Source organism: Microvirga sp. 3-52, assembly GCF_018383585.1.
GTDB lineage: Bacteria > Pseudomonadota > Alphaproteobacteria > Rhizobiales > Beijerinckiaceae > Microvirga.
On sequence record NZ_JAHAMK010000025.1, the window covers coordinates 53,833 to 68,261 of the forward strand.

The window sequence follows — 14,429 nt, forward strand, 5'->3', positions numbered from 1 at the left end:
CCCATCCGAGCCGAAAAGAGAAGGTTCTGCTCGTCCGGGCCGTTCTAAAAAAAGAACGTTCCAATTGCTTTTCCGGACGCTTCCCCGCGATAATCCATCAGTCGTTCGGCTCGATGGCCGGCCGTGCAGGGGATGTATCGTGACACACAAATCTCGCTTCAGCAGCAAAGTCGGCCTCACGGCCCTGGTCGGAGCCACGGTTCTGGCGGGCTCCTCCCTATGGAGCAGCGGCGCGATGGCGGCGGGACCGGAAGGGGCGCCCGCGAAGGGCGGCACGCTGGTCTATCTCGAGCAGCAGCCCCACACCAACCTCTACCCGCCGGCCGGCGGGTTCTATCCCAACGGCGGGATCCTCAACCAGATCACCGACAAGCTGACCTATCAGAATCCCAAGACGCTCGAGATCGAGCCCTGGATCGCCGAGTCGTGGACGGTAAACGCCGACGCGACGGAGTACACCTTCAAGATCCGCAAGGGCGTGACCTTCTCCGACGGAACGCCGCTCGATGCCGCCGCCGTGGCCAAAAACTACGACACGTTCGGCCGCGGCAACAAGGAGCTGAAGCTGCCGATCTCCGAGGTCATCAACAATTACGAGCGCAGCGAGGTCATCGATCCGCAGACGGTGAAGTTCACTTTCAGGAAACCGTCGCCGGGCTTCCTGCAGGGCACGTCCGTGATCGGCTCCGGCCTCGTGTCGCTGAAGACCCTCGCGCTGCCCTACGAAGCCTTGGGCGACGCCACGAAGATCATCGGCTCGGGCCCGTTCGTCGTCGCCAGCGAAACGCTCGGACGCGAGCTCACGCTGAAGGCGCGCCCCGACTACAACTGGGGTCCGACCAAACTCGAGCACCAGGGCCGCGCCTATCTCGACGAGATCAAGTACATCGTCACGCCGGAAGACAGCGTGCGCATCGGCGCTCTGGTGGCCGGGCAGGCCGACGTCATCCGCCAGATCCAGGCCTATGACGAGAAGCAGGTCGAGGATGAAGGATATCTGATCTACACACCCTCGACCCGCGGCGTGAACAACAGCGTCGTGTTCCGTCCCGACAATCCGCTCGTGTCGGACGTTCGGGTCCGTCGCGGGCTGCTGCACGCCACCAACACGGACGAGATCGTCTCGACCCTGTTCTCGGCCCATTACCCGAAGGCAAGCTCGATCATCGCCAGGACGGCGCTCGGCTATGTCGATCTCTCGTCGAAGCTGTCCTACGACATCGAGAAGGCGACGCAGCTGCTCGATGACGCGGGCTGGAAGGTCGGCGCGAACGGTCGGCGCCAGAAGGACGGCAGGACGCTCGAACTGTCGGCCTACGAGTCCCTGCCGCAGCCGCAGAACAAGGAGACGCTGCAACTCGTCGCGCAGCAATGGGAGAAGATCGGCGTGAAGCTGAACGTGCTGACCGCCGACTCGGGCAGCGCCATCGTGAACAACCTCGATCCTGCCAAGGCGCCGGTCTCGCCCGCCATGGTCGGCCGCGCCGATCCCGACGTGATCAAGAGCCAGTACTACCCGACCAACCGCAACGTTCTGCTGCAGAAGGGCGGAAACAGCGACAAGGTGCAGTCCTTCGTCGACGAGAGGCTGAACGCGCTCCTGGATCAGCTCGCCTCCGAGCCGGATCGCGCCAAGCGCCTCGCGGTTGCCGGCGACGTCCAGAACTACGTGATCGATCAGGCCTACGCCATCCCGATCTTCGAGGAGCCGCAGGCCTTTGCCGCCGCTCCTTACGTGAAGGGCGTGGCCTTCGAGGCGGTCGGCCGTCCCAGCTTCTACAGCACCTGGCTGGCACCCCGCCGCTAAAAATACCTCTACGTCGGTCGGGTGTCGCAGACGAACGACATCCGGCCGGCCTCTCGGCTCTTCTCGGTTCTAGGACTGGATCTCTCATGTCGCGATACGTGATTGGAAGGATCGGGCAGGCGGCCCTCGTGCTCTGGGCCGCCTTCACCGTTTCATTCGTCCTGCTGCAGGCCCTGCCGGGCGATGCCATCCTCATCAAGTTCCTCAATCCCGAACTCGGCCTGGGTCCGGAGCAGATCGCGGAGATCCGCGCGTCCTATGCGGCCGACAGCCCGCTCTGGATGCAGTATTTCACGACCGCCACGAATTTCCTGACCGGCCATTTCGGCTATTCCATTCACGCGGGCGTCCCCGTCGGGGACCTGCTTCTCGCCAACCTGCCTCCGACCCTGTGGCTTGCGACACTCGGCTTTCTGCTGTCGCTCGTCCTCGCGGTGACGCTGGCCGCCCTTTCGGCCCTGTCTCCCTTCTCCTGGCTGCGCTCCTTCATCCAGTCGATTCCGGCTCTCTTCATTTCCACGCCCGTGTTCTGGCTCGGCATCCTGCTGATCCAGGTCTTCTCGTTCCAGCTCAGGCTCATCCCGGTCATCAACCCCGGCCCCTGGGAGGCGCTGATCCTTCCCGTCGTGACATTGGCCGTTCCGATCTCCGCGCCGCTCGCCCAGATCCTGATGCGCAACATCGATCACGTGCTCACGGAACCCTTCGTCGCGGTCGCCCGCGCCAAGGGAGCTTCTCATCGGTGGGTGTTGTCAAAGCATGTGGCGAAGAACGCCGTTCTGCCGACGCTCACCATCGGCGGCATCCTGTTCGGCGAGCTGCTCGCGGGTGCGGTCGTCACGGAGGCGGTGTTCGGCCTCAACGGCATCGGCGGGCTGACGCAGCGGTCCGTCGGCGATCAGGACATCGCGGTTCTCCAGGCCATCGTCGTGTTCTCGGCCACCGCCTTCGTGCTCATCAACCTCACGGTGGACCTGCTCTACCCCGTCTTCGACCCACGCCTGAGAGTGAGACAAGGAGCTCTCGCATGACCGGCCTGAACACGATCGGACGCAGCCTGCTGCGCGACGATGCGGATATCCTCGAAAGCTCCTCGCCAGGATCGACGCGGGTCTCGTCGAATGCGCAGCGGCTGAAGAGCATCAGGAGCATCCAGCCCGGTCTGGTGCTGGCCTGGTTCGTCATGGCCGTCGTCGTGCTCTGGGCGCTGTTTCCGCAATGGTTCACGGGCTACAGCCCCACGGCCGGAGTCGCGCGCCAGCAGCTTCGCGCGCCCAGCGCCGAACATTGGCTCGGCACCGATGCGCTGGGACGTGACGTGCTGGCCCGCATCATCTACGGCGCCGGCAACTCGCTCTCGGGCGCCTTCGTGGCTGTCGGCGTCGGCCTCCTGGTGGGAACCACGCTCGGCATCGTCGCGGGCTCGGCCCGCGGCCGCATCGACGGAGCCATCATGCGCGGCGTCGACGTGCTGCTGTCGATCCCGCAGCTTCTTCTGTCGCTCAGCATCGTGATCCTCCTCGGCTTCGGCATCGTGAATGCCGCCATCGCGGTCGGCGTCACGTCGATCGCCAGCTTCGCGCGGCTTGCCCGTTCCGAGGTGGTGAGGGTCCGTGCCAGCGATTACGTCGAGGCGGCCTTCGGGAGCGGCGGAACGTTCACCCGCGTGCTGCTGCGCCACATCCTGCCGAATTCCCTGACCTCGGTGATTGCCTTTGCGGCCCTGCAGCTCGGCTGGGCCATTCTCACCATCTCCACCCTGGGCTTTCTCGGCTACGGCGCACCGCCGCCGACGCCGGAATGGGGCCTGCTGATCGCCGAAGGACGGAACTACCTCGCGCGGGCCTGGTGGCTGACGACCGTTCCCGGCATCGTGGTGATCCTGGTCGTCCTGTCGGCGAACCGCATCAGCCAGTCTTTCGGAAAGGCCAGGGCATGAGCACGGTCATCACCTTCAAGCCCGTGTCGACCGCCCATTCGAACGCGCCGGTTCTCGAGATCGGCCATCTCGCCGTCGGCTATCGCGGCAGCGACGGATTCCAGCGGGTCGTCCACGACGTTTCGCTCCGGGTGCGTCCGGGCGAAGTCGTGGCGCTCGTGGGCGAATCGGGCTCCGGAAAGACCACCACCGCGCAGGCCGTCATCGGGCTTCTGGCGGAAAACGGCCGCCTGGAGGCCGGCGCGGTCCGGCTCAACGGCACCGACATCGCGGGCTGGTCGCAGAAGCAGCTCGACACGATCCGCGGCAGCAAGATCAGCCTGATCCCGCAGGACCCGACGAGCTCGCTCAATCCGGTCAAGACCATCGGCGCCCAGGTCGCCGAAGTGCTGCAGATTCACCGCCGGGGCAGCCGGGCGGAGATCGACGCGAGAGTCGTCGAGCTTCTGGCGCGTGTCGGCCTCTCCCGACCGGAACTGCGCGCCAAGCAATACTCGCACGAATTGTCCGGCGGCATGCGCCAGCGCGTCCTGATCGCCATCGCCATTGCCCTGCGCCCGGCCCTGATCATCGCCGACGAGCCCACCAGCGCCCTCGACGTTACGGTACAGAAGCGCATCCTCGACCTGATCGACGAGCTGCGCCGGGAATACGGCACCGCCGTTCTGCTCGTGACCCACGATCTCGGTGTCGCGGCCGACCGGGCGAACCACATCGTCGTGCTGAAAGGCGGGCGCATTCAGGAGCAGGGGCCGACCTCGGAGATTCTGGCGTCGCCGCGCAGCGAGTATACGCGCAAGCTTCTGGCGGATGCGCCCTCCCTGGGCAAGATCCGCGCCGTTCCCCGGGCACGATCCCCGCGCATCCGCGGGAGCGATGACGCCATCGTTGTCCAGAACCTCGTGCAGGATTTCTCCGTCGGTGGCCGCCGGGAGGCTTTCCGCGCGGTGGACGACGTGTCCTTCACCGTCCAACGGGGAACGACCCACGCCATCGTCGGCGAATCCGGCTCGGGCAAGACGACGACCGCGCGCGGCATCGTCGGCTTCCAGAAGCCCACCTCAGGGCGCATTCTCGTGGACGGCGTCGATGTGACGACCCTGCGCGGAGAAAACCTGCGCCGGTTCCGCAAGACGATCCAGCTCGTCTACCAGAACCCGTTCGCTTCGCTCGATCCGCAGCAGACCATCTTCCAGATCGTCGAGGAACCGCTGCTGAACTTCGATCCGCTGCCGCGGGACGATCGGGCGAGGAAGGTCCATGCCATTCTCGAGCGGGTGGGTCTGCCGCAATCGGTTCTGACCCGCAAGCCCCGCGCCCTGTCCGGAGGGCAGCGGCAGCGCGTGGCCATTGCCCGTGCGCTCGTGCTCGATCCGCAGGTGCTGGTGCTGGACGAGGCCGTGTCGGCTCTCGACGTCACGGTGCAGGCGCAGATCCTGGAACTGCTCGAGGAGCTCCAGCAGGCCCTCGGACTGACCTACCTGTTCATCTCCCACGATCTCGCCGTCGTTCGTCAGATCTCGGACACGGTCTCGGTCCTGCACAACGGGCGCCAGGTCGACAGCGGCCTGGTCGAGGACGTGTTCCTGCGCCCGGGCAGCGCCTACACGCGCGAACTCATCAGCGCCATTCCCGGACAACGCAATGTCAGCCCACGCTGATTCCAGAAGAGCAAGTGGAGCAAACCGATGACGAATTCCCCACATCGACAAAGGCTCGGATTCTTCACCCGCCTTCTGGACGAGGCGAGTGCGAGCGAGCGCTACCGGTTGGCGGCCGAGCAGATCGTTCATGCGGAGCGGCACGGGTTCGACTCGGCCTGGGTCGCCCAGCATCACTTCCATGAAGCCGAAGGCGGGCTTCCTTCGCCGCTCGTCTTCCTGTCCCATGTGGCGGCACGGACCTCGAAGATCCGCCTGGGCACGGGAATCATCACCCTGCCGCTCGAGAATCCCATCCGGGTCGCGGAAGACGCGGTGGTGCTCGACCTCATGTCCGGTGGTCGCCTCGAGGTCGGCGTCGGAACCGGCGGCACGCCGTCGTCCTTCACGGCGTTCGGCCTGGACAGCGCCAACCGCTCGGAGATCTACGACCGGAACCTCGCCGTCGTGCGGGACGCCTGGGACGGTCGGCCTCTCGAGGGAGGCGATTCAATCTATCCGGCGGCACCGGGCCTGAACGATCGCGTGTGGCAGGCGACCTTCTCCGTCGGAGGAGGCATTCGCGCCGGAAAGGCAGGCGACGGCCTCATGCTGTCGCGTACGCAGCCCCGGCCCAAGGACGCGCCGCACGCCTCCCTTGCCGACATTCAGCATCCCATCATCGATGCCTATCTCGAGGCGCTGCCGGAGGGCCGGGAGCCGCGCATCGTCGCCTCACGCTCGCTGTTCGTCGCGGACAGCAGGGAGGAGGCCCTGCGCCTCGCGGAAAAGGGATTGCGCCGCGTGGTGGCCGATTTCGCCGCCAAGGGGCACGTGATCCCGGGCGACACCCTGGTGGACATCATTGCCGCCCTCGACACCCACGTGGGCACGCCCCAGGACGTGATCGAGAGCCTCAGCCGGGACACCACCCTGCCACGGGTGTCGGACCTCGTGTTCCAGGTCCACTCGATCGATCCGCCACACGAATACATCCTGCGGTCGATCGAACTGATCGCGAGCGAGGTCGCCCCGGCGCTCGGCTGGCAGCAGCCCGCAGCCCGACCCGAAAAGCGCGTCGCCCTCGTGCGTTGAACCCGCCACGCCAACAACCGGAATGTGAGACAGCCATGAGCACCATCATATCGGACGTCATCGATCATCTGGCCGGCATCCGGCCGGGAACCAGCCTCGACCGGCTGCGGGACCAGCGGCCGCAGGCGCGGGAGAATGCGCAGAAAAGCTATCGGGCGCTGTTCGAGCCGGAGTTTCCCGGCCATGTGACGACAATCGAGCGCTACGCCGTCGCGGCCTTCGTGGCCGGTCTCCACCGTCAGCCTCATGTGACCGACTTCTATGCCGCCTCCCTGCAGGGGCTCGGGCATCCCAGGCTGACCGATGCGATCAAGGCGGAGATTGCCCGGGGTTCCGTCGAGGGCCCCTACGGCCGCTATCCGCAGGGCCCTCTCACGGTCGAGGACAAGGAGGGGCCCGTCTACCAGGTCTCCGCGGACAACCGGGAGAGCCTCGGGCCGCGGCTCGCCGCGGCGCTCGAGCATGCGCATCTGCTCGTCTTCCATCCCCGCGACGCGAGCCCGGCCGCGCTGCAGACGCTGCTCGATGCCGGCTGGTCGACGACGGACGTCGTGACCCTGTCGCAGCTCGTGTCCTTCCTGTCCTTCCAGATCCGCGTCGTCGCGGGCCTGCGGGCCCTTGCAGGCGCATCCGTGCGCGAGAGTGCCGATATCGATCCCACGCAGATCTTCACGGGCGTGCTGGCGTCCGGTGCCGTTTGAGAAGGGGCCATTCCATGTCCGAGACAACCCTGTCGCATCCCGACAACCGGGAGCCCACCGCATTCACGCAGGACGAGCTGGGCTGGCTGCCCTGGCTGGAGCCGTTCCCCGCCGATGAGCTGACCGAGAGGCACTGGGCCGGCCTCGTCGACGCGTCGCGCGCCAAGTCGCCGTACTTCCTCCTGCTCGCCCGCGATCCGGATATCCTGCAGGCCCGGACGAAGACCGACAAGGACATCTTCTACAACACGAGCAACGGCCTTCCCCGCGCCGAGCGGGAACTCGCCGCGACGGCCACCTCGCGTCACAACGGCTGCATCTTCTGCGCGTCCGTCCATTCCCGGTTCGCCACGCAATATTCCAAGCGCGGCGCCGACGTTCAGCGTCTTCTGGATGAGGGCGTCGAAGCGGACATCGACGGCCGGTGGAACGCCATCATCGAGGCTTCCGTGGCACTCACCGACACGCCGGTCGCGTTCGGCGATGCGGAGGTCAGGGCGTTGCGTGCGGCAGGGCTCGACGACCTGGAGATCGTCGATGTGATCAACGGCGCGGCCTTCTTCAACTGGGCCAACCGGTTGATGCTCTCCATCGGCGAGCCGACGCCGCCGAAGCAGTAGGCGCAAGTCCACGGCAAAATGCGCCCACCGCTTCCGTCGTCACCGGCCTTCGGACCCTCCGACGGCATCACCGGGCTCGTCCCGGTGATCTCGATTGTGTGAAGCGCCGCGCCTTATGGGGTTGGGATGGCCGGGTCAAGCCCGGCCATGACAACAGGAGGAGGGGTGCGACGAGATGATGAACGACGCCTGAAGAGCCGCAGCCTTTCACCCCCCCCTCGCACGTCATCACCGGCCTTGTGCCGGTGATCTCGATCGGAAAAACGCCGCGCCTCACGGATCGGGATGGCCGGGACAAGCCCGGCCATGGCGTGGGGGCGTGTGACCAAGGACGGTTGACCGACGACAGTGTCATGCTCCGCCGTCATCACCGGCCTCGTGCCGGTGATCCCGATCCGAAGAACGCGGCGCTTCACAGCAGCCTCATGGCCGGACGGGCCCGGCCATGCCGAGTGAGAAGGTCAAATCGTCCCCACCCGATGCTCTAGCGCTCCGCGGACCGGCGTCCGCCGCCGTCGATCTGCTGGCCGAGCAGCGCGAGCGCCTGCTGGTAGACCGAGGCGGCGTTCCAGGCCTGGATCGCCCTGAAATTGGGCTCGCCCGGCTGATACCCCGCACCCGCGCGCCAGCCGTGGCCCTTGAGGAAATTGGCGGTCGCTTCCAGGGCATCGGCCGTGTTGTCGAGATTGCCGCCGTTGCCGTAGTTCAGGATGCTCTTCGGCATGAACTGGGTCTGGCCGATCTCCCCGTGCATGGAGCCGCGCGCATTGCTCGAAAGGGCGCCCTGGTCGATCAGGCTCAGGGTTGCGTAGAGCTGGTCGGTAAAGAACTCCGACCGGCGGCAATCATAGGCGAGCGTCGCCACGGCCGAGAGCGTGTGCTGATTGCCGCGCTGGCGCCCGAAGGCCGTCTCCATGCCCCAGATGGCGATGAGCGGCCCGGGCGGCACGCCATAGCGCTGCTCGAGGGACGCGAAGAGGGCCGCGTTCGATTGCTTGAGGGAACGCCCGCGCGCCACGATGGTCGAGCCGCCCCGCTTGGCGAGGAACTGGTCGAGCGACAGCCGGAAGCTCTTCTGTCCGCGGTCGGCCCGGATCGTGGCCGTCGCGTAGTTCGTGGCCATGAGGGCCGAGATGGTCGAGGCGCTCACGCCCCTGGCCCTGGCTTCCTGGGCGAATTCCTGCTTCCAATCGTCAAAGCCGGCCGCGCTGTTGCCGCATTGGGCAGCGCTCGCCGTGTGGGCCGCGCCCAAAAGCGACACGAAAGCCGTGACGGCCGCGATCCTGTATTGCCAGCCCCTGGTCATCTGTATTCCTTCCACATCGGTTGTACCGGACGAAACGTTGCCGGATCATCCCGGCCAAGTTGAGGCATAATGGTCAAGCTTCGTAACGCTCAGTCCAGATGGACGGTTCCCAAGGCGAAGCCGCTCTTGTCGCGGGTGATCCAGACCGCTCCGTCTCCGAGCATCATCCCCTTGTCCCGAACGAAGACATCGTCGAACGTCGTCTTGGCGACCGCCTCCCGGACGGCCGCGTTCATGACGGTCTCCTTCGCGGCGATCAGCTGCTCGCGGTTGCGGATGGTGCGCCTCACCTTGCCCGTCACCGCCAGGGGATAATGGGCCACGCGGGACAGAAGTTCGGCATCGTTGGACCGGAAGGCGGCCTTCACGCGCCTGAAGCCGTAATAGGCCGCATAGGGGTCGAAATTCTGGGCGCGGTAGCTCGCCTCGATGTCGGGATTCAGCTTCGGCCGCGAGAAGCCGGTTTCCGGCGTCCTGACCGGCAGGTCCAGGGAGCGCCGCAACTCGCGCACGAGGAGGTTCAGGGCCCTGTGGCGGTCGTAGAGCGTCTGGAGCTCCGGCGAGCGCGACGGACCGTTTCCGGCCGCCAGCGATCCGGTGATCTCCTGCTTGAGCGCGTTCTTGTCCGACCCGGCGTTGCGCCGGTCCCGGGACCCGGCCGTGTCGTCCAGTTTCCCGTCGAGCTGGTTCCGGGCGATCCAGACCCTTTCCTCGACCTCGGCCAGAACCTCCTCGTGCGAGGGCCGGACGCCGGGACCGCGCCCGAGATCGGACGGCAGGGCCTTCATGGCCTCCTGCGGCTTGGGGCCTTTCAGCTCATCGGACGGATAGCGCGGATCGATCTTGTACGTCCTCCCGTAGACCCGGACGAAGAAGGGATCCGCCTGGGCGGGAAGGGCGACGGAAAGGGCCAGCAGGCCGCCGAACAGCCCGAGGATCCTGACGGTCATGCGGGTCATTGCCATCTCCCTCCATGAGTCGATCGGTCGGCGCCTGGGCCTTTGCCGGGTTCGCACGGTGAAACGATAGAACGGCATATGGCCGAACTTGCGGCAGTCAGTCCGCCAGCACGGCGGTCAGCGGTCCTTTCGCCTCGTTCTCCGGGCCGGCGCCTGCAGGCGGTAGCGTTGCATGTCGGTGCGGTCCCGGTTGACGATCTTGTCCTGCCGCTCGCCGGACAGCACGGCGACGATGTCGTCCCGCACCACCGGAAAGATCCGATAATACTGATGGCTCTGGAAATCCTGCCGCGGGTCGATGGCGTCGCTGACGTCCACCGCGGTGACCTTGTCGCTGATCGTCCCCATGTTCTCCGGTCCGTCGACGCCCAGGCGCGGCCCGTTGAACTTGGTCACGGAACTCAGGGTCGAGAGGATCCAGTCCGTCTGGGTGTGGTACACGGTGACGCGCGTGCCGAGGCGGGGCAGGTATCGCAGCTCCCGGGCGTCGTCGAACGCGTCCTCGTCCTCGTCGGCCGCCGCCAGGACGATTTGGTCGAAGGTGCGGCGCAGGCGGTTGGGATCGGGCGCCTCGGTCGGCATGGCGACCAGGGCCGGAAAGTGGCGATCCTCGGTGTCCGGCGCGGGAGCGTCGACCGTGCGGACATACTCGCGGGGCTCGCCCTGGGGCACCTGCATCAACGCCTGCACGGCATAACGCAGCGCGTAATTCCCCATGCTGTGGCAGATCAGGTGCAGCGACTGGCGGCAGACCGCCTGACGGGGGAGGTTGTCGATGAAGTCGTAAAGGATGCGCATCGTCCGGGCGATCGCGACGCCGGAGGCCCGCGCGGTGCTGCGGTCGTGGAAGTAGTCGTTGTAGGGCAGGGGCGTCGGCAGGAGCGAGCCGATGGACGGCCAGGTGAACGCGAACACGTTGGCATCGATGCCGTAGAAGCTGAGGATCATTGCGGCGCGCTCGATGGCCTCCTTGAAGGTGTTCGAGAAGCCGTGGATCACCACGAGGGTGGGGCGTCCTCCGTCCTGCATGTCCTGTCGCAGCTTTTCGAAGATGTCGCGGCTGCCCCGCTGGATCGCCGGTCCGATGAGCTGTTCCGGCGCCACATAGAGCGAACCCGAGATGAAGCTGGCGTTCGTTGCGGTGACCCTCGCCTGCGCGCTGCCGAACCGTACCGCCGTGCCGTCGATGGGCCCGAGCTCCGAACCGAAATCCACGATCGCGGTGCCGCTCGCGTCGGTGAGCGGCATGCGGTTGGTTGCGAAAAAGACCGTCACATCCTGCGCCATGAACTGTCTCTCCACACGGGGCCCAGTGTGTCACGTCCAAGGCGCGGTGTCAGCCGATGGATCGGCGTACGGGATCGGGCAAAACCCGTGTGCGGGAAGGAGAAAACCCTGATCGTCGGTTCGATTGTTCTCGCGTGGCCGGTCCGCGATCCGAGCGTTCTCGGCGTGCTTTAGCGGCTCGCCGTCATCACCTCCTCCACCGTCATCACCGGGCTTGTCCCGGTGATCCCGATCGGAAAGGCGCGGCGCTCTTCACATCGGGATGGCCGGCACGAGGCCGGTGATGACGGCAGAGGGTTTCATTCCCGTCGGGATCATCGGCGGAGGGGAATCCGCGGACACGCGATGCGCCTGAGCGCCTGCTGTCAGTCCCTCGCCCCCGCCGGTCGATTTTTGACAAGAGGGGAAACCCGGATAACTCTGTGGCCGGGGCGACGGGAAGGCCGGGGTATGCGTATTCGGATCGGGTATCAACCCTCTATCACGGCGCTTTTCGTGGCGGTGGTGCTGACGGTCGGACTCACGCTGGTTTTCCTGAGCTTCGAGCAGGCCCGGTCGATCACCCGTTCGGCCGCTTTGTCCTTCATCGACCGCGTCGCCGATCATACGGCGGACCGGGTCGACGGACAGTTCAAGGACGTGCTCGACATCCTCGAAGTGCTGCGGCATCTCCAGCCCGTCGAGACCGGCGCGATCCGCGACAATCCGCAGCTTTATGCGATCCTGGCCGCCCTCCTGCGCCAGCATGAGCAGCTTTACAATCTCTATGTCGGCTATGCCGACGGCGCCTTCGTCGAGCTCGACGTCCTGGATCGCGCGGGGCCTGCGTTGCGCGCCGAGCTCAAGCCGCCGGCGGATTCCGCGTTCCGGCTCAGCGTCATCGATACGTCGACGGGCGGATCGTCGAGACTGCGCTTCACGACCTACTTCTCGTCCGATTTCAAGGTTCTCGCCCAGGAGCGGCGCGCGGCGGATTACGATCCGCGCGAGCGGCCGTGGTACCAGGATGCGTTCAAGCCCGGCGCCGGTGCCATCACGGAGCCTTACGTCTTCGGGGCGGCCAGCCTGATCGGCTATACGGTGCGCGTGCCGTTCACGCAGGGACGGGGCGGGATCGCCGCCGGGGACATCCTGCTCATCGATGCGGACGCCTTTCTTCGATCGCAGAAGCTGGGAACCTCCGGTGTCGTGTTTCTCTTCGACGACAGCGGCAAGGTCGTTGCCCATCCGCGCATGTCGGAAGTCCTGTCTGCGGGAGCTGCGAGCGTTCCGCTCGATCTGCCGCCTTTCGCGCGGATGTTGAGCGTCGACATCACCCGGCCCCTGAATGCGTGGCACCGGGGCGGCGCGGCGCAGCAGATTTTCGATGACGCCGACGGGCGAACCTATGTGGCGGCCTTCCGGTCGATCAAGACGTCCGGAGCCTCAGGGCTTCGACTGGCCGTCGTGGCACCGCTCGACGAGTTCTTCGCGGAGATCGAGGAGAGCCGGCGGCGTCTGGTTCTCCTGGCGCTCGGCTTCGTTCTCGCCTCTCTTCCGGTCATCTGGGGCATCGGCTCGTTGCTGTCCCGCTCGATGAAGGCGCTCGCGGCCGAAACGGATCGCATCCAGAAGTTCGAAACCAATGGACCGACGAGGGATGTCCGTTCGATCGTCCGTGAAATCGACGATCTCGGTCGATCGATCTCCACCATGCGAACCGTGGTGCGGACCTTCGCGACCTTCGTTCCGAAGCGACTGGTCCAGCAGCTTCTCGCGACAGGCGATGCCCTCCGGCTCGGCGGCTCCCGGCGCGAGGTTACGATCCTGTTCACCGACATCGCGGGATTCACCAACATCACCGAGAAGGCCGATCCCGAGCAGGTGATGCTCCGCACGTCGCGTTATCTGGCCGTTCTCTCCGCGGTGATCATGGAGCACGGCGGCACGGTGGACAAGTTCGTCGGGGACGCGATCATGGCGATCTGGAACGCGCCGGCGGACGATTCCGACCACGTCGCCCATGCCTGCGCGGCCGTCCTGGCCTGCCGGGAGGCCAACCGGAGGCTCAACGAGGAATTCGAAAGAGAAGGGTGGCCCGCCTATCGAACGCGCTACGGTGTCCATACCGGGGAAGCGGTCGTCGGCACCATCGGATCCTCGGACCGGATGGCCTATACGGTCCTTGGCGCGGCGGTGAACCTGGCAGCCCGGCTGGAGCCGCTCAACAAGGAGTACGGCACCGAGGTCCTGGTCAGCGACGCGGTCCGGCAACGCGCCGCCGACCGCTTCGCATTCCGGCTGGTCGATGAGACGCAGCCAAAGGGATTCGCGGCGAAAGTTCGGGTCTACGAGCTGTGCGGGGCGGTGCAGGAGCGGGTCGAGATGCAGGCCGGGGGTGGCGTGGGATGACGGTGGTGCTCGACGGATCGGGATCACCGGGACAAGCCCGGTGATGACGTTGGAGGGAGGGGTGAGAGGCCGCCGCTCCTTCAGTGTCATCCCTCCTCCTGCCGTCATGGCCGGGCTTGACCCGGCCATCCCGATGTGAAGAGCGCGGCGCCTCAACGTATCGAGATCACCGGCACGAGGCCGGTGAGGAGGTGATGACGGTGGAGGAATAGCGATGACTTGTCCGATTCAAGGAAGTACGCCAGTCTCGGATTATGAGACTATATTACGTCTACATCCTCGTAAGCAGGCCCGGCGGCGCCCTTTATGTCGGCGTCACCGACGATCTGGCGCGACGCGTATGGGAGCATAAAACCGGACGCGGCAGCGATCACGTCCGGCGCTACCGGATCGACCGGCTCGTCTACTACGAGAGCTACCCGAGCATTGCGGATGCCATTCAACGTGAGACGTCGATCAAGCGTTGGCCGCGCGCCTGGAAGACAAGCCTGATCCTTGGGATGAATCCGACATGGCGTGACCTCTATGAGGAGCTGAACGCCTAAAGCGCTTTTGGTCTCAGTGTAGAGCATAGCCGGCATGCCTGATCCAGCCTTGAGCATCCTTTGCGCTGATGGTGTCGAGGGCTGGTTTGAGCTCTGCCTCCAAGGCTTCAAGGCTACGTGGGGCTTTTGCCTTGAGCCG

The 14,429-nt window shown here is 65.9% G+C and carries 12 protein-coding genes; 9 read left to right on the forward strand and 3 right to left on the reverse strand.

The genetic code is table 11. The features are described 5' to 3' along the window. The first annotated feature begins 235 nt into the window (after positions 1–235). From KHP60_RS17865 to KHP60_RS17895, 7 genes are all read left to right on the forward strand, one after another. Entirely contained in the window at positions 236–1,807 is a 1,572-nt protein-coding gene (locus KHP60_RS17865; RefSeq protein ID WP_249688902.1) for a TIGR04028 family ABC transporter substrate-binding protein, read from the forward strand. A gap of 86 nt (positions 1,808–1,893) precedes the next feature. Beyond that, positions 1,894–2,838, forward strand: a complete 945-nt coding sequence (locus tag KHP60_RS17870; protein ID WP_213565682.1) for an ABC transporter permease — start codon at positions 1,894–1,896, stop codon at positions 2,836–2,838. Continuing rightward, complete coding sequence (locus KHP60_RS17875; protein ID WP_213565683.1) at positions 2,835–3,746, forward strand: ABC transporter permease; 912 nt, start codon at positions 2,835–2,837, stop codon at positions 3,744–3,746. Before KHP60_RS17870 ends, KHP60_RS17875 begins: the two co-directional genes overlap by 4 nt. Beyond that, on the forward strand, positions 3,743–5,407 hold the full coding sequence (locus KHP60_RS17880; RefSeq protein WP_213565684.1) for an ABC transporter ATP-binding protein: 1,665 nt from the start codon (positions 3,743–3,745) through the stop codon (positions 5,405–5,407). The genes KHP60_RS17875 and KHP60_RS17880 overlap by 4 nt, the downstream gene beginning before the upstream one ends. A 27-nt stretch (positions 5,408–5,434) precedes the next feature. Then, positions 5,435–6,481: a putative FMN-dependent luciferase-like monooxygenase gene (locus tag KHP60_RS17885; protein ID WP_213565685.1), complete on the forward strand. Its 1,047-nt coding sequence runs from the start codon at positions 5,435–5,437 to the stop codon at positions 6,479–6,481. Positions 6,482–6,516: 35 nt separating this feature from the next. Then, positions 6,517–7,182 carry a CMD domain protein gene (locus KHP60_RS17890; RefSeq protein ID WP_213565686.1) on the forward strand — a complete coding sequence of 222 codons (666 nt, stop codon included), beginning with the start codon at positions 6,517–6,519 and terminating at the stop codon, positions 7,180–7,182. A gap of 14 nt (positions 7,183–7,196) precedes the next feature. Beyond that, entirely contained in the window at positions 7,197–7,802 is a 606-nt protein-coding gene (locus KHP60_RS17895) for an alkylhydroperoxidase domain protein (RefSeq protein WP_213565687.1), read from the forward strand. A 484-nt stretch (positions 7,803–8,286) separates the two neighbouring features. On the opposite strand, the gene KHP60_RS17900 is transcribed toward KHP60_RS17895, so the two are convergent. From KHP60_RS17900 to KHP60_RS17910, 3 genes are all read right to left on the reverse strand, one after another. Continuing rightward, complete coding sequence (locus tag KHP60_RS17900) at positions 8,287–9,108, reverse strand: lytic transglycosylase domain-containing protein (protein WP_213565688.1); 822 nt, start codon at positions 9,106–9,108, stop codon at positions 8,287–8,289. Positions 9,109–9,197: 89 nt separating this feature from the next. Beyond that, positions 9,198–10,067, reverse strand: coding sequence for a hypothetical protein (locus KHP60_RS17905; protein ID WP_213565689.1), 870 nt, complete (start codon positions 10,065–10,067; stop codon positions 9,198–9,200). A gap of 117 nt (positions 10,068–10,184) precedes the next feature. Further along, on the reverse strand, positions 10,185–11,354 hold the full coding sequence (locus KHP60_RS17910; RefSeq protein WP_213565690.1) for an alpha/beta fold hydrolase: 1,170 nt from the start codon (positions 11,352–11,354) through the stop codon (positions 10,185–10,187). Between the two features lie 450 nt (positions 11,355–11,804). Between KHP60_RS17910 and KHP60_RS17915 the strand changes: the two genes are divergently transcribed. Both KHP60_RS17915 and KHP60_RS17920 read left to right on the forward strand, forming a co-directional pair. Beyond that, positions 11,805–13,745 (forward strand): adenylate/guanylate cyclase domain-containing protein, encoded by a 1,941-nt coding sequence (locus KHP60_RS17915; protein WP_213565691.1) that lies wholly within the window; start codon positions 11,805–11,807, stop codon positions 13,743–13,745. A 254-nt stretch (positions 13,746–13,999) separates the two neighbouring features. Next, complete coding sequence (locus KHP60_RS17920; protein WP_213565692.1) at positions 14,000–14,290, forward strand: GIY-YIG nuclease family protein; 291 nt, start codon at positions 14,000–14,002, stop codon at positions 14,288–14,290. The last annotated feature ends 139 nt before the right edge of the window (positions 14,291–14,429 follow it).

Coding starts and splice junctions, on each gene's coding strand:
- KHP60_RS17920 (WP_213565692.1), top strand. CDS start 14,000: ATGAGACTATATTACGTCTACATCCTCGTAAGCAGGCCCGGCGGCGCC.
- KHP60_RS17865 (WP_249688902.1), top strand. CDS start 236: ATGGCGGCGGGACCGGAAGGGGCGCCCGCGAAGGGCGGCACGCTGGTC.
- KHP60_RS17905 (WP_213565689.1), bottom strand. CDS start 10,067: ATGACCCGCATGACCGTCAGGATCCTCGGGCTGTTCGGCGGCCTGCTG.
- KHP60_RS17880 (WP_213565684.1), top strand. CDS start 3,743: ATGAGCACGGTCATCACCTTCAAGCCCGTGTCGACCGCCCATTCGAAC.
- KHP60_RS17895 (WP_213565687.1), top strand. CDS start 7,197: ATGTCCGAGACAACCCTGTCGCATCCCGACAACCGGGAGCCCACCGCA.
- KHP60_RS17885 (WP_213565685.1), top strand. CDS start 5,435: ATGACGAATTCCCCACATCGACAAAGGCTCGGATTCTTCACCCGCCTT.
- KHP60_RS17870 (WP_213565682.1), top strand. CDS start 1,894: ATGTCGCGATACGTGATTGGAAGGATCGGGCAGGCGGCCCTCGTGCTC.
- KHP60_RS17875 (WP_213565683.1), top strand. CDS start 2,835: ATGACCGGCCTGAACACGATCGGACGCAGCCTGCTGCGCGACGATGCG.
- KHP60_RS17900 (WP_213565688.1), bottom strand. CDS start 9,108: ATGACCAGGGGCTGGCAATACAGGATCGCGGCCGTCACGGCTTTCGTG.
- KHP60_RS17910 (WP_213565690.1), bottom strand. CDS start 11,354: ATGGCGCAGGATGTGACGGTCTTTTTCGCAACCAACCGCATGCCGCTC.
- KHP60_RS17890 (WP_213565686.1), top strand. CDS start 6,517: ATGAGCACCATCATATCGGACGTCATCGATCATCTGGCCGGCATCCGG.
- KHP60_RS17915 (WP_213565691.1), top strand. CDS start 11,805: ATGCGTATTCGGATCGGGTATCAACCCTCTATCACGGCGCTTTTCGTG.